The sequence below is a fragment of the Streptomyces sp. NRRL S-378 genome (genome assembly GCF_000720645.1).
Classification (GTDB): Bacteria; Actinomycetota; Actinomycetes; order Streptomycetales; family Streptomycetaceae; genus Streptomyces.
Map to the genome: position 1 here is coordinate 19868 of NZ_JOBX01000022.1, position 23256 is coordinate 43123.

The following is a 23256-nucleotide window of genomic DNA, read 5'->3' on the forward strand; positions in this document are numbered from 1 at the left end:
CCGTGCGGAACCGGGTCGTGTCCTCAGCCGTCCGCATCGGCGGTGTCCGTCTCGTCGGCCTCCAGCGCACCGAAGGCCTCGGCGGCCGCGACCGCCTCCGCGCCGTGCTGCTCGTCCGCGGCGATCTTCCCGGCCAGCTCGGAGACCACCGGGTTCTGGAACACGGTCTTGACGGGCACCGGCACCCCGAGGAGCTCCCCCAGCAGTCCCGCGAGCCGGGTCCCGCTGAGCGAATCGCCGCCCAGGGTGAAGAAGTTGTCGCCGGGCGCCACCCCGTCCAGGCCGAGGATGTCGGCGACCGCCGCGCACAGCACGAGCTCCAGCGCACTGCCCGGGCCGTCCCCGCCGTCCCGCACGGCCGCGTCCTCGGCGGACTGCTGCTGTCCGGCCGAGGAGCCCAGCAGCAGCCGGTCGACCTTGCCGTTGCGGGTCAGCGGCAGCTCGTCCAGCACGGTCACCGCGGCCGGCACCATGTAGCCGGGGAGCTGCGCGGCGAGCCGCTCCAGCACCCGGTCTCCCGCGCCGCCGCCGGAGCCGGCGGCGGCCACCACGAAGGCGTGCAGCCGTCGCACCCCGTGGGCGCTGGCGGGCGCCACCACCACGGCCGCCTCGACCTCGGCGTCCTGGCGCAGGACGGCCTCGATCTCGCCCAGCTCGATCCGGTGGCCCTGGATCTTCACCTGGAAGTCGTCCCGGCCCAGGATCTCGATGCTGCCGTCCGGCAGGTACCGGCCCAGGTCACCCGTCAGATAGGCACGTTCACCGGTCTCCGGGAGGCGGACGAAACGGCTCGCGGTGCGCGCGGCGTCGTTCCAGTAGCCGAGCGCGAGACCGACGTCGCTGGCCACGGCCATCTCGCCGACGACGCCGAGCGGCCGCTCGTGGGCCGTCCGGTCGACGACGTAGTAGCGCTGGTTGGTGATCGGCTTGCCGTACGGGATGCTCGTCCAGGCCGGGTCGACCTCGCCGATCGGCTGGAACAGCGACCAGCAGATCGTCTCGGTGGGACCGCCCGACCCCACCACCTGGATCCGCGGGCTCTGCGCCCGCAGCCGGTCCGGCAGGGTCAGCGGGATCCAGTCGCCGGAGAGCACCGACAGCCGCAGGGACTCCAGCGGCCGGCCGCCGCCACGCCCCTCGCGCACCTCGGCCTCGCCGACGAGCAGCTCCATCAGGACGGGTACGGAGTTCCACAGAGTGACCTGCTCCGCCTGCACCAGGTCGGCCCAGACGTCGGGCTCGGCGTGCTCGAACGGCGGCGGCACCACCACGGTCCCGCCCTGCGTCAGCACCCCGAAGACGTCGTAGATCGAGGCGTCGAAGTGCAGCCCGGAGATCGCCAGCAGCCGGTCCCGGGCCCCCACCTCGAAGCGCGTCGCGACGTCGCGGATCAGGTTGACCACCCCGATGTGGTCGACCATCACGCCCTTCGGCTCGCCCGTGGACCCCGAGGTGAAGATCGTGTACGCGAGGTCCGCCGGGGTCTGTGCGGTCTCCGGCCGGGTGGCGGTGCCGTACTCGAAGTCCTTGTCCACCCGGTAGCGGCGGGCCGTGGGCGGCCAGCTGATCCGGGAGTCCAGCGCGGACTGCGTGAGGATCCGGTCGACCTTGGCCTCGGCCAGCAGCCGGCGCAGCCGCTCCGGCGGCACGGACGCGTCCAGCGGCAGGTAGGCGGCGCCGGAGGCGAGGATGCCGTACACGGCGGCGTACTGCTCCCAGCCCTTCTCCATCACGACCGCGACCAGTTCGCCGGGCGCCGCCCCGTGCTCGCGCAGGGTGTGCCCGATCCGCCAGGCGTACGCGGCCAGTTCGGCGTAGCTGAGCCGCCGCCCGGAGGCGTCCACCACGGCCTCGGCGTCGGGGGTGAGTCCGGCCTGGCGGGCGAACAGCTCGTGCAGGGTGGTGTACGGGATCTGCCCGGCGGTGTCGTTGACCCGGCGGCGCAGCTCCCGCTCCGCCGGCGGGATCAGGTCGAAGCGCGCGGTGTGCAGGCTCTCCGGGTCCTCGGTGAGCCGCTCCAGGAGGTCCACGTACACACCGAAGGCGGCGTCGACGAACCCGGGCGCGAAGGCGCCGTCCACGAAGTCCCAGATGACGCGCAACTCGCCGGCCAGCTCGCGCAGCTGCACGTCGAGGGTCACCTGCGGGGTCTGGGAGATCGAATACACCTCGTGGCCCAGGTCCGTGACGGGCCGGCGCACCGGGTAGTCGAGCAGGCTGGTGACGACCACGGGCATCCCGGCCTGCGCTCCCACGCCGTGCAGCCGCGTCAGCTCCCGCAGCACGCGCACGCCGTTGAAGGAGCCGTGCTCCATGTCCCGGGCGAGCTGGTCGCGCAGGGCGTGCGCACGGTCCAGGAACGTCGCGCCCGAACCGTCGGCGGCGAGCATCACCGCGTTGGTGAAGTCGCCGAGCACGCCGGTGATGTCCGGGTGCACCGCCGGGCGCTGGAAGACCGGATAGTTGATCGTGAAGTCGGACTCCTCCGCCCAGGTCCGGACCACCTCGGCGAAGGCCGCGGTGAGCAGCACCGACGGGGTCAGGCCCGCCCCGCGCGCCCGCTCCTGGAACCGCTGCCAGTCGGCGGGGGAGAGGCGGTGCTCGCGGCGGTCGAAGCGGACCTCGCCGGCGTCCCCGCCGGAGCCGCCCGCGGGCAGCGAGGGGGCCGGCGGCAGGGTGGGCACACGCTGCACCCAGTAGTCGCGGGCGGCGCGGAAGGCCTCGGTGTGCGGCAGGGCGTCGGCGCGCCAGCGGGCGTACTCGGCGAAGGAGATGCCGGGCTCCGGGAGGTCCGCGTCGGGGTCCTCGTACAGGTCGACCAGCTCGGGGAAGAGGACCTGGAAGGCACTGGAGGCGTCCAGCACCTGCAGGTCGATCCCCAGGTGGACCCGGCCCAGGTCCTCCGGACCGCCCAGCCGGAAGATCCGCAGGTCGAACAGCGGCCAGCTGCCGACCGGGAACACCACGTGGCTCATCTCCTCGCGCAGCGCGGCGAGGTGCTCCCGGGCCGCCCCGGCGGAGAGGTGACGCAGGTCGACGACCGGTATGTCGAAGGGCAGCGGGTCGGACGGCACCCACTGGGTGCCGTCCGTGCCGCCGATCGCGCGGAGCATGTCGTGACGGGCGACCACCTTGCGCCAGGCGGTGGCGAACCGCTCCGGGTCGAGGCCGGGGCGCTCCCACTCGAAGTATCCGTAGCAGCCGATGCCGCCCATCTCGACGGCTTCGCCTCGCCCGATCATCAGTGCCTGCTGCGTCTCGGTCATCGGGAAGGACGCGGCACTGTCCGCGCGAGCGGGCAGGAGCTCGGTCATGGTCCAACTCCATTCGGTGTTACGGGCCGTTGGCTTGTGCGTGCCTGGGTGGATACGGGCCGGGACGCCCTGCTGGGGGGCAGGGCGAGGCTAGGGGCGGTGAGTTAGCCGCCGGTTATGCCCCGCGCGGCCGGCCGGCCCGCCGGACACCGGCGCCCCTCCTCGAGGGAGAGCGCGAAGAGCCGTACGAGCGGGTGGAACAGGTAGCAGGGCTGGCCCCACTCGTCCGCGCCGCTGACCTCCAGCAGGGCCGCGTCGGCGAGCGCCTCCAGCAGCCGCTCGGCCTCGGCCTCCGGCAGGTCCAGCGCGGTCGCCGCCTCGGCGGCTGGGAACGGCCGGGGTCCGGGCCCGTGCCCCAGCGCGGCCAGCGCCGGGAACACCGCCCGCACCTCGGGATCCAGCGCACGCCAGGACGGCAGCAGGGAGGTGTGCACGTCCAGGTCGCCCGAGTGCAGCTCCCGCAGCCGGGTGACGGGATCCGCCAGCCGGTGGGCGAGCCGGTCCGGGGTGCAGTGCGGCCGGGCCGCGATCCGGGTGCCGACGATCCGCAGCGCCAGCGGCAGGCCGGCGCAGTGCTCGACGATCGCGTTCGCCGCGCACGGCGCGGCCGCCACCCGGGCGGGACCGGCCGCGGCGGCGAGCAGTTCCAGCGAGTCCCGGGGCTCCAGGGGCGCGAGGGCCACCGTGTGCGCCCCGGCCACGGTGGGCAGGGCCGTACGCCCGGTCACCAGGACGGCCGGCTCCGGGGTGTTGGGCAGCAGCGGCCCCAACTGGGCCGCCCCCGAGGCGTTGTCCAGCACGATGAGCAACTGCCGGCCCCGGGTCCGCTCGCGGTAGAGGCGGACCAGCTGGTCCTGGTCGTCGGCGGCCGGTACGTCGTCCATCGGACCCAGCGCCCGCAGCAGACGGCGCAGCACCCGGGCCGGGTGCCGCGGGGTGCCGTCCGCGGCGCGCAGGTCGGCGTACAACTGTCCGTCGGGGAAGTGCCGCTGGCAGCGGTGGGCGGCGTGGACGGCCAGCGCGGTCTTGCCCAGCCCCGCCATGCCGGTGACCAGGACCCGGCGGGGGCGGCCGGAGCCCTGCCCGTCGGGTGCCAGGGCGCGGCACACCAGGTCCAGCTCCGGCCCCCGGCCGGTGAAGTCGACGGTGTCCGGGGGCAGCATCGCCGGTGCCCCGGCCGACGGGCCGGACACCCGCGGCCGGGCGCCCGCCCGTACGGCCGGGACGGAGGCCGGCCGCCGGTCGAGGGTGCCGTCCAGCAGCGCCCGGTAGGTGGCCTGGAGCTCCTCCCCGGGGTTGACCCCCAGCTCGTCCGCGAGCACCGCGCGCCCGTGGTGGTAGAGGTGGATGGCGTCCGCCTGCCGCCCGGACCGGCACAGGGCGGTCATCAGCTGGCACCGGATGCGCTCGCGCAACGGGAACTCGGAGACCAGACCGGTGAGCTCACCGGTGATCTGCTCGTGCCGGCCGAGGGCGAGGTCCGCGGCGATGCGGTGCTCCAGGGTCACGGCGCGCGCCTCGCTCAGCCGCGGGGCCTCGGCGTCGGCGAGGTATTCCGTGGCGTTGGCGAACGGCTGGCCGTTCCACCGGGCCAGGGCGTCGCGCAGCAGCTCAGCGGCGCTCTCGTAGTCCTCTTTGATCAATGCCTCGCGGCCGCCGAGCGCCAGCTTCTCGAATTCGTTCAGGTCGACGGTCGCATTACCGATGCTCATGGCATATCCCGGCGGTCTGCGATCGATCGCGACGTCGTCGCCGAGAATCTTGCGCAGGCGTGAAATATAGGTGTAGAGCTGTGCGCTGACGGTGGCCGGGGGCGCCCAGCCCCACAGCAGCCGGCACAGCCGGTCGTCCGACACCACCTCTTCGCGGGCCAGGAGGAGCGCCGCGAGCACGGTGTGCAGCTTCGCCCCGGAGAACGCGACCCGGTGGCCGTCCCGCCGTACCTCTACTGGCCCGAGCACTCGGAATTCCATGTACCGCCCCATCCGTGATTCCTGAGAAGAATCTTCGAACGAAGCTAGAGGAGTGCGTTGTCCCCTCGATATCGTGGCGATTTCGCGGGGGGCTCGGGTCATGAAATCGATGGAACACGGAAGAGAAAGGAGCCGTCCCTACTGTTCCATTCGTGCCGCAGCGAGCGGCAGAGATGATCCACCGAGAGGGGAATCCGAGATGCGCAGCACCCGGACGGCGAAGACGACGGCCGCTTGCCTGGTCGTTCTTGCGGGGATGTTCGTGGGCACGGGGGCCGCCACGGCCGTCACGGCGCAGGCGGGCACCAGCGTCCAGGCGGACGACATGCCCTGGGGAGTCGTCAAGCCGCTGCACCCCTCGCACCCGGGCTCCGCCGGTACCGACGGCGACATGCCCTGGGGCTGACCGTCCGGGGGACGGGCGGCCCGCACCGCAAGCCCTCCCTTACGACCGCAGTCCCGTACGGCTTCGGTCCCACTGCACCGCAGCGCCGAACCACCGCTGCACCGCAGCACCGAACCACCGCAGAACCGTACGTCCGCGCATTCCGCCGTCGCCGCCGCGGCCCGATCCGTACCGGACGGGTCTCAGTTCGCCGGATGCGCCAGCAGGGCCGTCAGTTCCTCCGGAGTGAAGGAACGATGCGGCAGCCCTCCGGGCCCCCCACCGCCCGGCTCGCCCTCCGCACCCTGCACGGCCGTCAGCAGCCGCCCCGCCTGTACCCGCCAGGGCTGCGCGCCGACCTCGCCGAAGGCGGCACAGGCCCGCCGGAACCTCTCCGCCGCCTCCGCACGGCGGCCCCCGAGAGCGTCCACGCACCCGAGGTCCGTCTCCACCCGGGCGTACAGGAACCGGTCCGCCAGCTCATCGGTGATCTCCAGGGCCTGCTGCAGCGTGTCCCCCGCCGCCTGCAGCAGGCCCTGGCTCCACTGCGTCTGGCCGAGGCCCCGCAGGGCGTGGGCCTCACCGACCCGGTCGCCCTCGCCGCGGGTCAGCCGCAGCACGGCGCCGAACGCCTCGGCGGCCTCCCCGAGATCCCCCGCGCGCAGCCGCACCTCGGCCAGCCGGTACACGCTCTGGGCCTCCGCCCGCACCGATCCGGTGCGCCGGCTCAGCGCCACCGCCTCCTGCGCCAGCGGCAGCGCGCCGCCCACGTTGCCCCGGTCCAGCTCGATCTGCGCCTGGAAACCCAGCAGATGGGCCTCGTTCCCGATGTCCCCGGAAGCGTGGAAACCGCCGAGCGCCGCCTCGCAGTACTCCAGCGCCCGCTCCCAGTCGCCCTGGAACCGCGCGCACATGGCCAGGTTCCGCTGGGCGAGCGCCGCCCCGCCGAGGTCGCCACTGTTGCGCAGCAGTCGCAGCGCGGCCATGTTCCAGCCCTCGGCCTGCTCGTAGCGCCGCTGGTAGATCGCCAGCGACCCCAGGAGCCGCAGCATCGTCGCCTCGCCGGGCTCGTCGCCGGCCCGCCGGGCGGAGGCCAGGGCCTGCTCGGCGCTGCGCTGCCAGTCCTCCAGGTAGTTCTTGGTCTCGAAGTGCGGCACCGCGCTCTCGGTCAGCATCCAGGCGTAGCCGGCCCGGCCCGTCTCCGCCGCCTGCGCCACCACGTCCGTCACGGCGGTGCGCTCCGACTCGAACCAGTCCATCGGCGAGCCCAGCAGCTCGTCGGCGATCTCGCCCAGGAAGGCGGGGGCGGGTGCCGCCGGCCGGCCCACCGGGAACTCCCGTCCGTCGATCCGCCGGTGCGCCTCCTCGGCCAGCCAGAGCCAGGCCCCGAAGGCCCGCTCCAGCGCGGCGTCCGCCTCCTCCTCCGGCTCGTCCGACTCCGCCCGCTCCCGGGCGAACAGCCGCAGCAGGTCCTGGAACCGGTAGCGGGCCGCCCGGCCCGGTGCCGCCTCCGCCACCTCCAGGAGCTGGGCGTCGACCAGGTGGTCGATCAGCTCCTCCGCGTGCCACACGCTGGTGTCCAGTACGGCCGCCCCCGCCCAGGCGGCGAAGTCCGCCGTGCGCAGCAGCCCGAGCCGCCGGTACATGCGGGCCGCCTCCGGCGGCAGGTCCCGGTAGGTGAGCCGGAAGCCCGCGCGCACCCCGCCCTCGCCCGGGCTCAGCACGTCGAGCCGGGACCGGTGGTCGCGCAGCCGCTCCACCAGGCTCCGCACGCTCAGGCTGGGCTTGGCCGCCAGCCGGGCACCGGCGATCCGCAGCGCCAGCGGCAGGCAGTCGCACAGCGCGCCGAGCTGCTCCACCGCCACCGGGTCGCTGCCGAACCGGTCCGCCCCGGCCAGTTTGATCAGCAGGGCCGTCGCCTCGGTCGGCTCCAGCATCCGCAGCCGGATGCTGAGCGCCGTGTAGTCCCCGGTCAGGTCGCCCAGGTTCTCCCGGCTGGTGGCCAGCACCACACTGCGTCCGCCGCCCGGCAGCAGCGGTCTGAGCTGGTGGAAGGACCGTACGTTGTCCAGGACGATCAGCGTCTTGCGGGTGCTGAGCAGACTCCGCAGCAGTGAGGCCCGCTCGTCGGGATCCGCCGGGACCTGGGGTGCGGCGATCCCGAGGGCGCGCAGGAAGCGGTCGAGCACGGCGGCGGGGGACACCGGCGCCTGCTCCTCGTCGTAGCCGCGCAGATCGGCGAAGAGCTGGCCGTCGGGGAACTGGTCGGCGACCTGGCTCGCCCAGTGGACCGCCAGCGCCGTCTTGCCCACCCCGCCCACACCCACGATCGTCGCCAGTGCCGGGGTGTGGGGGTTGTACGGCTCCTTCAGCAGCCGGTCCAGCGAAGCCATCTCGTGCTGCCGCCCGGTGAACGCCATGACTCCGGCCGGGAGCTGCGCCGGGATCGTGTGCACGGCGGCCGGTGCGGGGGCGAGTACGGCCGGAGGGCGGGTCAGCTCCGGTGAGTCCCGCAGGATCAGCTCGTGCAACTGCCTCAGCCCCGGACCGGGTTCGATCCCGAGCTGCTCGGTCAGTAACCGGCGGCCGTGCAGGAACACGTCGAGTGCCTCGGCGCGCTGGCCCGACCGGTACAGGGCGAGCATGAGGTGCTCGCGGCACTGCTCGCGCAGCGGGTGCCGGGACACCAGTTCGGTGAGTTCGCCGATGAGCGCGCGGTGCCGGCCCAGCTGCAGCATCAGCCCCGCGCGCTCCTCCACCAGCGTGAGCCTCATCTGCTCCAGGCGCGTCGCCTCCGCCTCCAGGCGGGAACCGGGCGTCTCGTCGAGCGCCGAGCCCCGCCAGATGCTCAGCGCCTCCTCGAAGAGCGTGCAGGCCTCCTCGGTGCGGCCGTGCCGGGCGGCGTCCCGGCCCTGGTCGGCCCGCTCCAGGAATTCCTGGACGTCGACGCGGTGCTCGCCCTTGGCCAGCAGGTAGCCCGGGGGAGAGGTGATCAGCAGATCGGTCACGCCGGCCTGCTTGAAGGTCTTGCGCAGGGTGGCCACGCAGATGGCGATCTGGTTCCGTGCCGTCGCGGGAGGGGAATCCGGCCAGACGGCGTCCACCAGGGTGTCCACCGAGACGACCCGGTCGGCATAGAGCACCAGCATCGCGAGGACCGTCGCCTGGCGCCGGCCGTTGATGCGCAAGGGGCCGTCGTCGGCCTGGACGAGCAGTGGCCCCAACAGTCTGAAGACAAACCGATTCAACAGGTCCCCCGCCTTTGAAACCCCGGTCAGGCGCGAACGGTACCGCAAAGACGATTCCTCGGTGCAGTCAACTCTTGGGAAAAACAGCGGCTGTTTCAGGCCACCTTGTCCGTATAGCGGTAGCGCGGGGAACGCCCCTCACGGAGAGTCGCCGGCGCCGGCCGAGGCGAGTGCGCCCGACAAACCCCGCAGCATTTCGGCCGTCCGGTGCACCTCCTCCTCACCGCCCAGGCTCTCGCACAGGTGCCGGGCGAGCCCGTCCAGGCAGGAGTCGATCTCCCGCTTCGCCGCCGCGCCCCGCTCGGTGGCGGCGAGCAGTTTCGCCCGGCGGTGCGCCGGATTGTCCAGGTAGACCGCGAGGCCCTGGCGGACGAGCAGGTCCGCTATGCGCTGGACGCTCTGCCGGGTGGTCCCCACCCGCCGGGCCACCTCGGAGACCGACAGGGACTCCTCCGTCACCGCGCTGAGGACCTGCCAGCGTGCCGTACTGAGACCGGACGACAGGGCCAGCCGGTCGACGGCCGCGGTGAACCGCCCGTTCAACCGGAAGACCGCCACGGCGGCCCGGCTGAACGCCTCGGCCTCCCCGGACTCCGCTGTACGCGTCAACGCCGGCCCCCTTCCGTACGTCTTCCGGGTCGCTGCACGATAACAGTGCGTGGTCGTACGGACGAGAGCCGTGCGGCCACGCTCCGCAGGCATCGGCCCGGACTGGTCCGTTGGCAGCCCCATGGCAGACGGAACCCTTCGGTAACCAGGCCAATGGACCACCCCACCCGGCTCGAGTTGAGCCAGTGGGCCTCCAGGTGCTTATCTGTGGCGTATCCATGTACTTACGGCGCCGCGCAGCGCCGGACGGCAACGAGGCCGGTTCCGGAGCGCGGCGCCTTCGCCGTGCCCGTCCGCCGCCCACCACCCCGGGCGGCGCCGGACCGGCGCGCACCACTGCAGGGGGGCGGCACACCGCTGTGAAGAGGATGTTCGTAGCTCCGGATCCGGGGCGCCTGAGGCTCAGGACGTCGGCCCGCGCCGTGATCGGCGTCGCCACCGCGGTCGCCCTCGCCGAACTGTGCGGTCTGTCCCTGACCGCCTCCATCACCGGCGGACTGGCGGCCCTGCTCGCGCTCTTCACCGTCACCGACGCCACCGTGCGCCGCCAGGCCGTCACCACCGCTCTGCTGCCCGCCGCCGGATTCCCCGTCCTGGCCCTCGCCACCGCCCTGCACGGGGTGACCCCCCTGCGGGACGCCGCGTTCGTGCTCGTCGTCTTCTGCGGGGTCTACGCCCGCCGCTGGGGCCCGCGCGGGCACGCGCTCGGGATCTTCGCGTTCATGAACTTCTTCATCACCCAGTTCCTGCACGCCCTCCCCGGCCAGCTCCCCGAGCTGTACGCCGCCGTGGGCCTCGCCCTCGGCGCCGCCGCGGCCGTACGGTTCCTGCTCTGGCCCATCGAACGGCGCACCCCACCGCCCGCCGCCCCCGCGCCGCTGCCCGGCAACGGCCTGGCCCGGCACACGACCCGCCAGGCCTTCCAGGCGACGGCCGCCTGCGCCGTCGCCCTCGCCGTCGGCCAGGTGCTCTCCGAGGACCGCTGGTACTGGGCCGTCGGCACCGCCTGGTGGATCTTCGTCAACACCGCCTCCCGGGGCGAGACCCTGGTCCGCGGCTTCCGCCGGGTGCTCGGGACCGTCGTCGGCGTGGCCGCGGGCGTACTGATCGCCATCCCGCTGGACGGCGCGCCCCTGCCCACCGCCCTCCTCGTCGCCGCCTGCGTCTTCGGGATCTTCTACACGGCCGCCGTCTCCTACAGCTGGATGATCCTCGCGGTCACGCTGATGGCCGGGCTGCTCTACGGCCTGCTCGGCGTGCTGGACCCCGGCCTGCTCGTACTCCGCCTCGAGGAGACGGCCGTGGGCGCCGTGTGCGCCGCGCTGGCCGTCGTCCTCGTCCTGCCGGTCACCACCCACGCCACGAACGACGCGTGGATCCAGCGCGCCCTGCACTGCGTGCACGCCGCCACCGCCCAGGCCACCGCCCGCCTCGCCGGCTCCCCGACGGCGGACCCCGCCCCGCACGCCGCGGAGCTGGAGACCCTGCTGGCCCGGGTCCGGATGGCGCTCGCCCCGCTGGTCCACCCGCTCAGCCCGTTCCGTGCGCGCAAGGCCCGCGCCGGCCAGGTCATCGCCCTGCTGGACGACTGCGCCCGCGAGGTGCGCGGCCTGGTGACCGTCGCCGCCGACCCGGACGCCGGCCACGACGCCCGCCTCGCCGCCGCCTGCTGGCGCGTCGAGGCGGCTGTGCAGGCGCTGACCGCCGGCGAGCGGGAACACGAAGGGCCCGCGGCCACCGGCGCCACCGCCCCGTCCGCCGCCCCCACCGAACCCGCGCTCGCCCACCTCCAGGGTCTGGAGCGGGCCCTGACCGAACTGGCCACCCCCCTGGGCAGCGACCCCAAGGCGCCGTTCGTCATCAGCGCCTGAGCAGAGCGCCCCAGGCCGGCGTCCCCTCCGCGGGCAGCCGGCCGGGGGTGTGCACCACCCCCAGCGCCTGGGTGGCCCGGGTCAGCGCCACGTACAGGTCGCTCGGCCCGAAGCCGGCCGGCTCCACCACGATCACCGTGTCGAACTCCAGTCCCTTGGCCTGGCGCGGATCCAGCAGGACGACCTCCCGGGTCAGATCGGGCTCCGCGCCCTCCCGTACCTGCGGCAGTGCGGCCACCAGTGCCCCCTGCAGATCCCGCGGCGCGATCACCGCGAGCCGCCCCTCGGCGGGCCGCTCCCGCCGCACGGCCTCCGCGACCGCCCCGGCGAGGTCGTCGGCCGCCCGCGCCCACGGCCGCACTCCGGTGGCCCGTACCGAACGCGGCGGCTCGAAGCCGGGATCGCGCTCGCGCAGCACGGCCGCCGCCACCTCCATGATCTCGGCCGGCGTGCGGTAGTTGACCCCGAGCCGGACCAGCTCCCACCGGTCGCCGACGTACGGCGCCAGGATCCGCTCCCAGGACCCGCAGCCCGCCTCGTCGCCGGTCTGCGCCGGATCGCCGACCAGCGTCATCGAACGGGCCGGGCAGCGCCTCATCAGCAGCCGCCACGCCATCTCCGACAGCTCCTGCGCCTCGTCCACGATGACGTGCCCGAAGGCCCAGGTGCGGTCCGCCGCGGCACGCTCGGCGGTGCTGCGGTGGTCGGCCTCCTCGTGGCGCTCCGCCATCCGCTCGGCGTCGATGATGTCGTGCGCCGCGAGGTACTCGTTCTCCTCGTCCTCGAACTCGTAGGACTGCGAGCCCGCGGACACGTCCAGCACCCCTTGTGCGTAGGCGATGCGCCGCTGCCTCAGCCGCTCCTCGGCGGCGCGCAGCGCGCTGTCGTCCTCCCCGAGCAGTTCGGCCGCCTCGTCCAGGAGCGGAACGTCGGCCGGGGTCCAGTCGGGCCTGGCCGAGGGTGCGCGGCGGATCAGCCGGGCCTCGTCCTCGGGCAGGTGCGTGGGCTCCGCCAGGAAGTCGGTGATCAGCTGCTGCGGGGTGAGGGACGGCCACAGCGAGTCGATCGCCGCGTGCACGGCGGCGCTCGTCGCGATCTCCTTGCCGAGCTGGGCCACGTCGTCCGGGCCGAGCAGGTTCGGACCGCCGTACGGATCGGCCCCCAGCCGGTCGGCGAGCTGCGCGGTGAGCGCGTCGACGATCCGGAAGGCGAAGGCGGGCCGCGCCCGGTTGTGCGGCAGCCCGGTGGCCCGGGCCCGGTCCCGCGCCTCGTGGGCCATCGTGCGGTCCAGCAGCAGGGTCCCGTAGTCGTCGTGGTCGATCTCCAGCGCGGCCTCGGGGACGGTGTCGTACTCCTCGCCGCTGCCGGCCGGCACGTGTTCCGGCAGGCACTGCCGGTCGGCCACGACCCGGGCGAGGACCTGCGCCATCGCGGCGCGGCCCTTCACCGCGGCCGCCCCGGGACGGTCGGTGCCGGTGGCGTGGACCCCCGGGAACAGTTCGCCCGGCGTGGACAGCAGCACACCCGTCTCCCCGAGTGCCGGGAGCACCCCGCCGATGTAGCCCAGGAACGCCGGCCCCGGCCCCACGATCAGCACGCCGCGCCTGGCGAGCAGCTCGCGGTGGGCGTACAGCAGGTACGCGGCACGGTGCAGCGCGACCGCGGTCTTGCCGGTGCCGGGTCCGCCCTCGACCACCAGCACCCCGCGGTGGGTGGAGCGGATGATCCGGTCCTGCTCGGCCTGGATGGTCCGTACGATGTCGTGCATGCGGCCGGTGCGGGCGGCGTCGAGCGCCGCCAGCAGGACCGCGTCGGCGTCGGCCCCCTCGTGGCCGGTGCGCTCCGCGTCGGTCAGGTCGAGGATCTCGTCGTGCAGGGCGGTGACCACCCGGCCCCGGCTGCTGATGTGGCGACGGCGGCGCAGCCCCATGGGGGTGTGCCCGGTGGCGAGGTAGAAGGGGCGGGCGACCTCGGCCCGCCAGTCCAGGACCAGCGGGGTGCGTTCCGTGTCGTCGGCGCGGATCCCGATGCGTCCGATGTGGTGGTCGCGGCCGTCGGAGAACTCCAGGCGCCCGAAACACAGGCCGTTCTCACCGGCATTCAGGGCGGACAGCAGACCCGACTGCTCGGCCACCAGGACATCGCGTTCCAGGCGCGCCTGAAAGCCCGTTCCGACGTCGCGCAATGCCCCTTCGACCGCCTGTTCGGCCTGGTCGCGCAGGTCGTCGAGGCGCCGATAGAGGTCGGTGACGAATTGCTGCTCTTTCCGGAATTCCTCGGTTGACAATTGCACTCCTGCCGCGATACAGTGTCCTCGTAAGCTTTTGTGCGCTCTCGCTCAAAGCGAAGTTGCGAACTATTCAATATACGCCTCCTCCTCCCTCGGCAGCGAATTCGGCCGGGGGATTTTTTGCGTACGGTGGACCTCATGACCACCGCACACGCCCCGGCCGACAAAATCGTCTACCGCCTCGCCCGCCCCGAGGACGCGGCCGCCATCGAGGCCCTGGACAGCTCCTTCAGCACCTCCACCGTCTTCGAGGTCGCCGCGTCCGGCGACGGCTCCGGCTTCCTGCTCCGCGAGGTCCCCGTGGACCCGCCCGTGCACAAGGTGTTCCCGCCCGAGGAGCACGACGAGCAGGGGTTCGCCGGCGTCCGGGGCCCCGACGTGGACGCGGACACCCGCACCTTCGTGGCCCTCGACGGCGGCGAGCTCTGCGGGTTCGCCGCCGTCGGCTACGCCGCGTGGAACCGGCGGCTGACGATCGAGGACATCGAGGTCGCGCCCGGTCACCGCGGCCGCGGGATCGGGAGCGCACTGATGGAGCACGCCGCGGAGTTCGCCCGCGAGCGGGGCGCGGAGCACCTCTGGCTCGAGGTCAGCTCGGTCAACGCCCCCGCCGTGCACGCCTACCGGCGCATGGGGTTTGCCTTCTGCGGCCTCGACACCGCCCTGTACGGGGGCACGCCCTCCGCCGGCGAGCAGGCGCTGTTCATGAGCCGCCCCTGCGGCTGACCCGCGCGCGCCGGACCGTCTGACGACACGCCAACTCCCGCGGCGCGCCGGATCCTACGTCTCCGTGCCCCCTGTCCGCAGTCCGATCCTCCAGGATCACCCGGACGAGTGCTCCGGAAGCCCATGCGATACGCCGCTGACCTGCGGCAGGTACAACGGGTAATTGTTTACTGCACATTCATCCGGCACGTACAGGGTGGATCTGGTCGGACAGGGGGTAACCCGCCGGAATGGAAATTCTTCAACAGCGCTCCACCACCGCACAGGTGTGGCAGGCGGCCGAGGAGTTCATCCGACTCTTCCACAGGGAGAACGCCGGCGCGGGTGATCCGCGCGCCCGGCTCGCCGCCGTGAGGGCGGAACTCGCGGACACCGGTACCTATGTGCACACGCCCGAGGAGCTGGTCCACGGGGCGCGCGTGGCCTGGCGCAACAGCAACCGCTGCATAGGCAGGCTCTACTGGAACTCGCTGCGGGTACGTGACCGCCGCGGGCTCACCGACGCCGACGCCATCGCCGCAGAGTGCTTCGACCACCTGCGCGAGGCGACCAACGGCGGCCGGGTGAGGCCCACCATCACGGTCTTCGCCCCGGAGGCCCCCGACCGGCCCGGCCCCGTGATCTGGAGCGAGCAGCTGGTGCGGTACGCGGGATACGGCGACCACCCGTCCATAACCGTCGGCGACGCCCGCAACGCCCCGCTCACCGAGGCCCTGCTCCAGGTCGGCTGGTCCGGCGGCGCCGGCACCCCCTTCGACCTCCTCCCACTGGTGGTCCAGGGCGTCGACGACAAGCCGCGGTGGTTCGACACCCCCGCGGACGCCGTCCTGGAGGTCCCGATCGTCCACCCCGACGGCGACGGCTGGGCGGACTGGGGCCTGCGCTGGCACGCCGTCCCCGCCATCTCCAACATGTGCCTGGAGATCGGCGGCATCCACTACCCGGCCGCGCCGTTCAACGGCTGGTACATGGGCACCGAGATCGGTGCGCGCAACCTCGCCGACACCGACCGCTACAACCTCCTGCCCGCCGTCGCCCGCCGCCTGGGCCTGGACACCTCCAGCGACCGCTCGCTGTGGAAGGACCGCGCCCTGGTCGAGCTCAACCGGGCGGTCCTGCACTCCTTCGACCGCGCGGGCGTGACCATCGCCGACCACCACTCCGAGTCCCGCCGCTTCCTCTCCCACATGGAACGCGAGGAGCGCAAGGGCCGCGAGGTGGGCGCGGACTGGTCCTGGATCGTGCCGCCGATGTCCGGCGCGGCGACCCCGGTCTTCCACCGCACCTACGAGGACCGCCCCAGCAGCACGGCGTACGTCCACCACCCCGGCGCGCAGGAACGGGCCCGGGGCCGGGATTTGGTCTAGACCTTCTGTTACCGTCGGCTCCGAACGGATCCGACAGCGGTGAGAGGGGTTTCCTGTGGGCGGCGCGGACAGCACGGACCGAAGCGGCGAACACCGGGCCTACATCGGCTCCTTCACCTCGGGGGGCGGCCGCGGTGTGACCATCGCGGCCGTGGATCCGAAGACCGGGGCGCTGACCCCGCTCTCGGTCGCCACCGCCGAGGATCCGTCGTACCTCGCCCTGGCTCGGGACACCGGCGTCCTCTACGCGGTGAGCGAGACCGAGCGGGGCGAGGTGGCGGCCTTCCGGCCCACCGCCGGGGGGCTCGCGGCGCTGGGCGCGCCCGTGCGCGTCGGCGGCTCCGGCCCCACCCACGTCAGCGTCTCCGGGCGCCGCCTGTTCACCGCCAACTACACCTCGGGCAGCGTCAGCAGCCTCGCGCTGGCCGCCGACGGCAGACCCGGCGGACCGGCCCGCGTCCTCGCGCACCGGGGCTCGGGCCCCGACACCGCCCGGCAGGACGGGCCGCACGCCCATCAGGTGCTGCCCGACCCGACCGGCCGCTGGGTGCTCAGCGTCGACCTGGGCACCGATTCGGTCCGGGTCTGCGTACCGTACGCGGTCACGGGCGAGCTGCGGGTGCACACCGAGACGGCACTCCGCGCCGGTACGGGACCCCGCCACCTGGCCTTCCACCCGGAGGGCGCCGCCGTCTACGTCCTGCACGAGCTGGAGCCGCAGGTGACCGTCTGCCGGTGGAACGGCGCATCGGGGCATCTGGAACCGGTCGGTGAGGTTTCGGTGGCCTCCACGGGCGCCCCAGGGGCCGTACGGGCGTACCCCTCGGCGGTCGTGGCCTCCCCCGACGGGCGGTTCGTGTGGGCGGCCGTCCGCGGGGCCGACGTGCTCGTCACCCTGTCGCTCGCCGACGGGCCCGGGAAGCCGCGGCTCACCGGCACCGTGGACTGCGGCGGCGCGTGGCCGCGGGACCTCGCCGCGGACGCCGCGGGCAGCCGCCTCTACGCGGCCAACGAGCACTCGGGCGACGTCACCTGGTTCGACGTGGACCCGCTGACCGGGCAGCCGCACCGGGCCGGTTCGCTGGCCGTGCCCGCCGCCACCTGCGTGGTCCTCGGCTGAGTCCCGTACGCGGGCCGGACGCGGGCCGTAGGCGGGCCGGACGCGCGAAGGCCCCCGCCGGCCGGGAGATCCGGGCGTAGGGGGCCTTCGCGCGTGTCGGGCGGTTCAGCGCGCGGGCGAGCCCTGGGGGATCCCCAGAGCCGCGGTGTACTGCGCGACGGCCAGCTTGCCGAGCGCCGGGTAGGCGCCGAGCACCTCGGCGGTGGCGCAGTCGGCTTCCTTGCACGCCGTGTCCAGCAGCCCGTCGGCGGCCTCCGGGCCGATCAGGTACGGGGCGAGCGCGAGCTGGGTGGAACCCTCGCGGCGCAGCTGGTCGGCGACCGCGGCCACCGAGCCCTCCTGGTCCAGCGCGGCGGCCTGGACGGGCACCGCGAGGCGGGCGGCGAGCAGCATGCCCGTGATGCCGGCGGCCTGTACGGCCTCCTCGCCACCGGTGGTGGCCAGGACGATGCCGTCGGCGGCGGTGGTCACGGTGAAGAGGCGGGCGCGGTCGGCGCGGGCCAGCCCGGCCTCGGAGAGGCGCACGTGCAGACCCTCGGCCAGCAGCGGGTGCGGGCCGAGGACGTCGGCCAGCTCGGCGGCGGCGGAGGAGTCCATCAGCGACTGGCGCATCCGGCGCAGCAGGTCACTGTCCGGGCCGGCCAGCAGCGGGACGACCACGGCGTCCGGGCCGCTCTGCTCGGGCACCTCGTGGCCGGCCGCGCGCGCGAACTCGGCACGCGCGGTCCGGTCGGCCGCGACGGAGTTCAGCACGCCGGACAGGGACGGGAACTCGGAGGCGTCGTCACCCTCGAGGAAACCGATGCGGGCGTCGAGGCCCGGCAGCTCGGAGCGGCCGATGCTGATGATCTCTTCCGCGAGCCCCCGCGAGGCGGCCGAAGGCGCACCGGGCACGGCGAGCACCAGCGCGGGCGCGCCCTCGGGCGCAGCCGCGGGCTCGGGCCGGCGGTGCCGTCCGGTCGGGCGGGGTCGCGGCATTCGTACGGGCAGGCCATTTGCGGGGCCAGTGGGGGAGCTCATGGCGCCGCATGCTACTGGCTTATCGGAAGAAGGTGTTCGGGCAGGGCCTTATCGTGCCGCATCTGTCCGTATTTATCCGGTGAATTGCAGATACGTTCAACTGACGGACGGCAAGCGCCAGTCCACAGGCTGTGATCCCTGGCCGACCAGCAGTTCGTTGGTCCTGCTGAAGGGCCGGGAGCCGAAGAAGCCGTAATCCGCCGACTTGGGAGAGGGGTGCGAGGACTCCACCACCGGCAGGTCGCCGAGCAGCGGCCGCAGGTTGCGGGCCGCGCGGCCCCACAGGATGGACACCAACGGCTTGCCCCGCGCGGCCAGCGCGCGGATGGCCTGGTCGGTGACGGCCTCCCAGCCCTTGCCCTGGTGCGCGTTCGACCGGCGGGGCGCGGTCGTGAGCGAGCGGTTGAGCAGCAGCACGCCCTGCCGGGTCCACGGGGTGAGGTCACCGTTGGCGGGCCGTCCGGTCCCTATGTCCCGGTGCATCTCCAGGAAGATGTTGTCCAGGCTCGGCGGCACCGGCCGTACGTCCGGGGCCACCGAGAAGGACAGTCCCACCGCGTGCCCCGGGGTGGGGTAGGGGTCCTGGCCGACGATGAGGACCTTGACCTCGTCGAAGGGCTGCTGGAAGGCGCGCAGCACATTGGCCCCGGCGGGGACGTACGTCCTCCCCGCCGCGATCTCGGCTCGCAGGAAGTCGCCCATCGCGGCGATCTGCGTCGCCACCGGCTCCAGAGCACGGGCCCAGCCCGGCTCGACGATCTCGTTCAACGGTCGTGCTGCCACGGTGGATCACTCTACTGGCCGATCGTCGCCGCCCGCACGCACAGGACGTCGGGCAGGTGCTCGGCCAGCAACTGCCAGCTGTCGCCGTCGTCGTGGCTGGCGTACAACTCGCCGTTGCGGTTGCCGAAGTAGATTCCCGCGGGGTCCGCGTCGTCCGTGCAGAGTGCGTCCCGGAGCACCGTGCCGTAGTGGTCGGAGTCCGGGAGCCCGCGCGTGAGCGGTTCCCAGGTGGCGCCCGCGTCCTCGGTGCGGAAGACCCGGCACCGGTGCTCTGCCGGGACCCGGTCCGAGTCGGCGTTGAGCGGGAACACGTAGGCGGTGTCCGGACGGTGCGGGTGGGCAGCCACCGCGAAGCCGAAGTCGGAGGGCAGCCCGCCGCCGATGTCGGTCCAGCGGGCGCCCGCGTCGTCGCTGCGGTAGACGCCCCAGTGGTTCTGCAGGTACAGCCGGTCCGTGTCACCGGCGTCCTGGGCGATCTTGTGCACGCACTGGCCGAACTCGGGGTTCGGATCCGGCAGGAACACCGCCGAGACCCCCTGGTTGGACGGTTCCCAGCTGGCCCCGCCGTCCTTGGTCCGGAACACCCCCGCGGTGGAGACCGCCACCGTCACCGCGTCCGGGTCGCCGGGATGGGTGATCACCGTGTGCAGGCCCTCGCCGCCGCCGCCCGGGACCCACTTGCCGCGGCTCGGGTGCTCCCACAGCGGGCGGACCAGCTCGAAGGACTCGCCCCGGTCCGTCGAGCGGAACAGCGCCGCCGGCTCCGTCCCCGCGTACACCACGTCGGGGGCCTCGGCCCCGGCCGGCTGGAGCTGCCAGACCCGCTCCAGCGAGGCGCCGGTGTCCTGGGGGAACTTCACGGCGGCCCTGGCCGGTTCCCGCCAGGTCGCCCCGAGGTCGTCGGAGCTGAAGACGGACGGACCCCAGTGGGTGCTGTCCCCGCCGACCAGCAGCCGGGGGGCCGGGCCGCGCCGGTCGATGGCGGCCGCGTAGACGGCCTGGGCGGTGAAGTGGGGCCCGCCGAACTCCCACGGCCCGTCGCCCCTGCGACGGCCGATGAACAGTCCCTTGCGGGTCCCCACGAGCAGCAGTACGTCGGCCATGGCCGGCACCTCCGGACCTCGTCGTCCTTGCGGGCGGATCGTTCCTCGCGGAGCGTCTTCCCGGCCAGTCTGCACCCGCCCACCGACAGGGGCCCGGCAGGCGCTGCACACCTCACATCGGATGATCTATACCGATCATTTACCGCTCGGAAATGATTGCGCCTTGCATGGGGGTGTTCGCAGTGGGTTGACTTCAAGCCACTGCTGCCGCGCGTGAGAGGACGTACGTGGCCACCGAGTACCTGTCTCCGCTCGACCTCGCTTTCTGGCGGATGGAATCCGCCGACCACCCCATGCATCTCGGCGCCCTCGCCGTCTTCCGCACCCCCGGGCACCCGGGGCCGGGCGACGGGGACGCCGCCGAGCGCGCCGCCGCGCTCCTGACCGCGCGCTGTGCGGCCGTCCCGGGCCTGCGCCGCCGGATCCGCGACGTGCTGCTGCCCCTCGGCGCCGCCGCCTGGTCGCCGGACCCCGGCTTCGATCCGGCCCGGCACGTCTACCTCGTCCGCACGGACCTGACCTGCCCGCACGAGGCCGCCGGCCCCTTGATGGCCCGCCCGCTGGACCGGGAGCTGCCGCCGTGGGAGGCGCACGTCCTGGCCGGGCCGGATCCGGACTCCTTCGCGGTGCTGTTCAAGTTCCACCACGCCCTCGCCGACGGCCTGGGCGCACTCGCCCTCGCGGCCGCGCTGTTCGACGAGGTCCCCGGGCCGCGGGCCCCGGTGCGCCCGGTTCCCGGGCAGCGGGCCGGGTCCGTCCTGAGCCGGCTCCCGGGAGCCCTGGCCGCCAGGGTCCAGGGCGTCGGCCAGGCCCTGGAGATCGGTGCCGCCATGGCCCGCGGCGGGCTGCCGCTCGGGGTCCCCGCCGCGCTCACGGCCGGTCCCGCGGGCTCGGGCAGCCGTACCGTCGCGGGTCTCGCGCTCGACCTCGACGAGGTCAACCTGATCCGCAAGGGGGCCGGCGGCACCGTCAACGACGTGCTGATCACCCTGGTCGCGGGCGCCCTGCGGCGCTGGCTGGCCGGGCGCGGCGACCCCGAACCCCTGGGCGCCGGACCGCGGGCCCTGATCCCCGTGTCACGCCGCCGCGGACCCCGGGACGGCGAAGGCGCCGGGAACCGGCTCTCCGGCTACCTGCTCCGGCTGCCGCTCGCCGAGCCCGACCCGCTGCGGCGGCTGGACCGCGTACGCATGGGCATGGACCGCAACAAGGACGCCGGGCCCGCCCGGGGCGCCGGGGCCGTCGCCCTGCTCGCGGACCACGTCCACCCGCTCGGCCACCGGCTCGGCGGGCCCCTGGTCGCCCAGGCGGCCCGGCTGCTCTACGACATCCTCGTCACCAGCGTCCCGCTGCCCGGCCTCACCTTCTCCCTGGGCGGCAGCCGGGTCCACGAGGTCTACCCGCTCGCCCCGCTGGCCCGCGGCCAGTCGCTGGCGGTCGCGGTCTCCACCTACAAGGGGACGGTCCACTACGGCCTGGTCGCCGACGCGGCCGCGGTTCCGGACCTGGCGGCGCTGACCGGGGCGCTGCGGGCCGAGCTCGACGCACTTGTACGAGAGGTCTCGTAGTACGAGGAGGTTCGTAGTATGGTGAGTCTCGTACTTAGCCGCCGATCCCGGCGCGCCCGGTGACCTCTGGAGAGCCCCGATGAGTGCTGCCCCCGCCGTACCCGCCACTTTCGCCGCCCTGTTCGAGCCCTGCACCCTGCGGTCGGTCACCATCCCGAACCGCGTGTGGATGGCCGCGATGTGCCAGTACAGCGCCGAGGCCTTCGGGCCGGACGCGGGCGTCGCCGGCGACTGGCACTTCGCCCACTACGCCGCCCGCGCGACCGGCGGGACCGGCCTGATCATCCAGGAGGCCACCGCGGTCTCCCCGGAGGGCCGCATCTCCCCGTACGACCTCGGCATCTGGAACGACACCCAGGTCGAGGCCCTGCGCCGGATCACCGGCTTCCTCAAGGCCCGGGGGACCGTCCCAGGCATCCAGATCGCCCACGCCGGCCGCAAGGCGTCCACGGACCGGACCTGGACCGGCGGCGCGCCGGTCGGCCCCGACGCGCACGGCTGGCGGCCGGTCGCCCCGAGCGCCGTGCCGTTCGCCGAGGGCCACCCCGTCCCGCACGAGCTGACGGTCGATGAGATCGCCGAGATCACCGGCCAGTTCGCGGCCGCCGCCGGGCGGGCCCTCGCGGCGGGCTACGAGGTCGTCGAGATCCACGGCGCCCACGGCTACCTCATCGGGGAGTTCCTCTCCCCGCACAGCAACAGGCGCACCGACGCCTACGGCGGATCCTTCGAGAACCGGACCCGCTTCGCCCTGGAGGTCGTCGACGCCGTCCGGGCGGTGTGGCCCGAGGAACTCCCGCTCCTCTTCCGGATCTCCGCCACCGACTGGCTGGAGGAGGAGGGCTGGACCGCCGACGAGACCGTGCGCCTGGCCCGGCTCCTCCAGGAGCACGGCGTGGACCTCCTCGACGTCTCCACCGGTGGCCTCGCTCCCGGGGTGACCATCCCGGTCGGCCCCGGCTACCAGGTGCCGTTCGCCGCCCGGGTGAAGGCCGAGACGACCCTCCCGGTGGCCGCCGTCGGCTTGATCACCGAACCGGAGCAGGCCGAGAAGATCCTGGCCAACGGCGAGGCCGACGCGGTCCTGCTGGGCCGCGAACTGCTGCGCGACCCCTTCTGGGCCCGCCGCGCCGCCGAAGAGCTCGGCGCGTCGATCCGGACGCCCGAGCAGTACCACCGGTCCTGGTGACGGCTGTGCGGCCGCGGCCCCGGGCCGCGGCCGCACCGGCCGCTCCCGCCGGTTCCCGCGACGCGCACGACTCCTTCGACACCTCTCGTACCATGGGGGCCGGACCAAGCCGAGTGAGCGGAGCAGGGACATGACGGATCGGGACACCTCCCGCACCCTGGCCCACCCGGAGGCGGCCGAGATCCGCCTGGAGGGCGTGCTGCACGCGCTCTCCGACCCGGTGCGGCTCTCCATCGTCCTGGACCTCGCCGCCTCGGCGGACGACCTGGCCTGCTCGCACTTCGACCTGCCGGTCACCAAGTCCACGACCACGCACCACTTCCGCGTCCTGCGCGAGAGCGGTGTCGTACGCCAGGCCTACCGCGGCACCACCAAACTGAACGCCCTGCGCCGCGACGACCTGGAGGCCCTGTTCCCGGGCCTCCTCGACAGCGTCCTGACGGCGGCAGCCGCCGAGGCGGAGCGGCTCGCGTCCACCTGACCGCGGGTCCGGCGGTCCCACCGCCGGTCACGGCCGCGGGGGTGCCGTCGCCGGTCACCGGCACGCCTTCGGCGGTGGTCTCCTCGGTGCGGACCAGGGGTTCGGACACCGCGGTTCACCGGCAGGCCGTAGCCGCTCCGGGCCTTCCGGCGACATGACCGGCCCGCGCACCCGCGCCCCCCGCCCCCGCGCACCCGGGGCGGCACGGC

The 23256-nt window shown here is 73.9% G+C and carries 16 protein-coding genes; 8 read left to right on the top strand and 8 right to left on the bottom strand.

Annotated features, from left to right (window positions below):
- Window positions 1-23: 23 nt before the first annotated feature.
- Window positions 24-3314, bottom strand: coding sequence for a non-ribosomal peptide synthetase (locus IH80_RS0117480; protein WP_051809465.1), 3291 nt, complete (start codon window positions 3312-3314; stop codon window positions 24-26).
- 104 nt (window positions 3315-3418) lie between these two features.
- The gene (locus tag IH80_RS0117485) at window positions 3419-5287 is read right to left on the bottom strand and encodes an AfsR/SARP family transcriptional regulator (RefSeq protein WP_051809483.1); all 1869 of its coding nucleotides are present in this window, start codon (window positions 5285-5287) and stop codon (window positions 3419-3421) included.
- Window positions 5288-5486: 199 nt separating this feature from the next.
- On the opposite strand from IH80_RS0117485, the gene IH80_RS0117490 reads away from it, so the two are divergent.
- Window positions 5487-5693, top strand: a complete 207-nt coding sequence (locus tag IH80_RS0117490; RefSeq protein WP_030961497.1) for a hypothetical protein — start codon at window positions 5487-5489, stop codon at window positions 5691-5693.
- A 182-nt stretch (window positions 5694-5875) separates the two neighbouring features.
- Here the strand turns inward: IH80_RS0117490 and IH80_RS46880 are convergent, their stop codons facing one another.
- Together IH80_RS46880 and IH80_RS0117500 are read right to left on the bottom strand one after the other, a co-directional pair.
- Entirely contained in the window at window positions 5876-8896 is a 3021-nt protein-coding gene (locus tag IH80_RS46880) for an AfsR/SARP family transcriptional regulator (protein WP_063757304.1), read from the bottom strand.
- A gap of 162 nt (window positions 8897-9058) precedes the next feature.
- Window positions 9059-9529 (bottom strand): MarR family winged helix-turn-helix transcriptional regulator, encoded by a 471-nt coding sequence (locus IH80_RS0117500; RefSeq protein ID WP_030961500.1) that lies wholly within the window; start codon window positions 9527-9529, stop codon window positions 9059-9061.
- Between the two features lie 368 nt (window positions 9530-9897).
- On the opposite strand from IH80_RS0117500, the gene IH80_RS0117505 reads away from it, so the two are divergent.
- Window positions 9898-11400 carry an FUSC family protein gene (locus IH80_RS0117505; protein WP_030961501.1) on the top strand — a complete coding sequence of 501 codons (1503 nt, stop codon included), beginning with the start codon at window positions 9898-9900 and terminating at the stop codon, window positions 11398-11400.
- Here the strand turns inward: IH80_RS0117505 and IH80_RS0117510 are convergent.
- Window positions 11390-13687, bottom strand: a complete 2298-nt coding sequence (locus tag IH80_RS0117510; RefSeq protein ID WP_051809468.1) for a HelD family protein — start codon at window positions 13685-13687, stop codon at window positions 11390-11392. The genes IH80_RS0117505 and IH80_RS0117510 overlap by 11 nt on opposite strands.
- A gap of 141 nt (window positions 13688-13828) precedes the next feature.
- Here IH80_RS0117510 and IH80_RS0117515 point away from each other — a divergent pair, with 141 nt between their 5' ends.
- From IH80_RS0117515 to IH80_RS0117525, 3 genes are all read left to right on the top strand, one after another.
- Window positions 13829-14416, top strand: a complete 588-nt coding sequence (locus IH80_RS0117515; RefSeq protein ID WP_030961504.1) for a GNAT family N-acetyltransferase — start codon at window positions 13829-13831, stop codon at window positions 14414-14416.
- A gap of 230 nt (window positions 14417-14646) precedes the next feature.
- The gene (locus IH80_RS0117520; protein WP_030961505.1) at window positions 14647-15783 is read left to right on the top strand and encodes a nitric oxide synthase oxygenase; all 1137 of its coding nucleotides are present in this window, start codon (window positions 14647-14649) and stop codon (window positions 15781-15783) included.
- Window positions 15784-15838: 55 nt separating this feature from the next.
- The gene (locus tag IH80_RS0117525) at window positions 15839-16903 is read left to right on the top strand and encodes a lactonase family protein (RefSeq protein WP_030961507.1); all 1065 of its coding nucleotides are present in this window, start codon (window positions 15839-15841) and stop codon (window positions 16901-16903) included.
- Window positions 16904-17008: 105 nt separating this feature from the next.
- On the opposite strand, the gene IH80_RS0117530 is transcribed toward IH80_RS0117525, so the two are convergent.
- The 3 genes from IH80_RS0117530 to IH80_RS0117540 all read right to left on the bottom strand — a co-directional run bounded on the left by IH80_RS0117530 (window position 17009) and on the right by IH80_RS0117540 (window position 19809).
- Window positions 17009-17923: a sirohydrochlorin chelatase gene (locus IH80_RS0117530; RefSeq protein WP_063757305.1), complete on the bottom strand. Its 915-nt coding sequence runs from the start codon at window positions 17921-17923 to the stop codon at window positions 17009-17011.
- Window positions 17924-18019: 96 nt separating this feature from the next.
- Entirely contained in the window at window positions 18020-18706 is a 687-nt protein-coding gene (locus tag IH80_RS0117535) for a uracil-DNA glycosylase (protein WP_030657563.1), read from the bottom strand.
- Window positions 18707-18717: 11 nt separating this feature from the next.
- Complete coding sequence (locus tag IH80_RS0117540) at window positions 18718-19809, bottom strand: WD40/YVTN/BNR-like repeat-containing protein (protein ID WP_030961509.1); 1092 nt, start codon at window positions 19807-19809, stop codon at window positions 18718-18720.
- 227 nt (window positions 19810-20036) lie between these two features.
- Between IH80_RS0117540 and IH80_RS0117545 the strand changes: the two genes are divergently transcribed.
- The 3 genes from IH80_RS0117545 to IH80_RS0117555 all read left to right on the top strand — a co-directional run bounded on the left by IH80_RS0117545 (window position 20037) and on the right by IH80_RS0117555 (window position 23047).
- The gene (locus tag IH80_RS0117545; protein WP_030961510.1) at window positions 20037-21377 is read left to right on the top strand and encodes a wax ester/triacylglycerol synthase family O-acyltransferase; all 1341 of its coding nucleotides are present in this window, start codon (window positions 20037-20039) and stop codon (window positions 21375-21377) included.
- A gap of 79 nt (window positions 21378-21456) precedes the next feature.
- Window positions 21457-22566, top strand: a complete 1110-nt coding sequence (locus IH80_RS0117550) for an NADH:flavin oxidoreductase/NADH oxidase (protein WP_030961512.1) — start codon at window positions 21457-21459, stop codon at window positions 22564-22566.
- A 130-nt stretch (window positions 22567-22696) separates the two neighbouring features.
- Window positions 22697-23047, top strand: a complete 351-nt coding sequence (locus IH80_RS0117555; RefSeq protein ID WP_030961513.1) for an ArsR/SmtB family transcription factor — start codon at window positions 22697-22699, stop codon at window positions 23045-23047.
- The last annotated feature ends 209 nt before the right edge of the window (window positions 23048-23256 follow it).

What these genes read in the sequence shown, in the direction of transcription:
- IH80_RS0117485 (WP_051809483.1), bottom strand. Translation starts at nt 5,287, where the DNA reads ATGGAATTCCGAGTGCTCGGGCCAGTAGAGGTACGGCGGGACGGCCAC.
- IH80_RS0117490 (WP_030961497.1), top strand. Translation starts at nt 5,487, where the DNA reads ATGCGCAGCACCCGGACGGCGAAGACGACGGCCGCTTGCCTGGTCGTT.
- IH80_RS0117540 (WP_030961509.1), bottom strand. Translation starts at nt 19,809, where the DNA reads ATGGCCGACGTACTGCTGCTCGTGGGGACCCGCAAGGGACTGTTCATC.
- IH80_RS0117530 (WP_063757305.1), bottom strand. Translation starts at nt 17,923, where the DNA reads ATGAGCTCCCCCACTGGCCCCGCAAATGGCCTGCCCGTACGAATGCCG.
- IH80_RS0117555 (WP_030961513.1), top strand. Translation starts at nt 22,697, where the DNA reads ATGACGGATCGGGACACCTCCCGCACCCTGGCCCACCCGGAGGCGGCC.
- IH80_RS0117505 (WP_030961501.1), top strand. Translation starts at nt 9,898, where the DNA reads ATGTTCGTAGCTCCGGATCCGGGGCGCCTGAGGCTCAGGACGTCGGCC.
- IH80_RS0117480 (WP_051809465.1), bottom strand. Translation starts at nt 3,314, where the DNA reads ATGACCGAGCTCCTGCCCGCTCGCGCGGACAGTGCCGCGTCCTTCCCG.
- IH80_RS0117550 (WP_030961512.1), top strand. Translation starts at nt 21,457, where the DNA reads ATGAGTGCTGCCCCCGCCGTACCCGCCACTTTCGCCGCCCTGTTCGAG.
- IH80_RS0117515 (WP_030961504.1), top strand. Translation starts at nt 13,829, where the DNA reads ATGACCACCGCACACGCCCCGGCCGACAAAATCGTCTACCGCCTCGCC.
- IH80_RS0117520 (WP_030961505.1), top strand. Translation starts at nt 14,647, where the DNA reads ATGGAAATTCTTCAACAGCGCTCCACCACCGCACAGGTGTGGCAGGCG.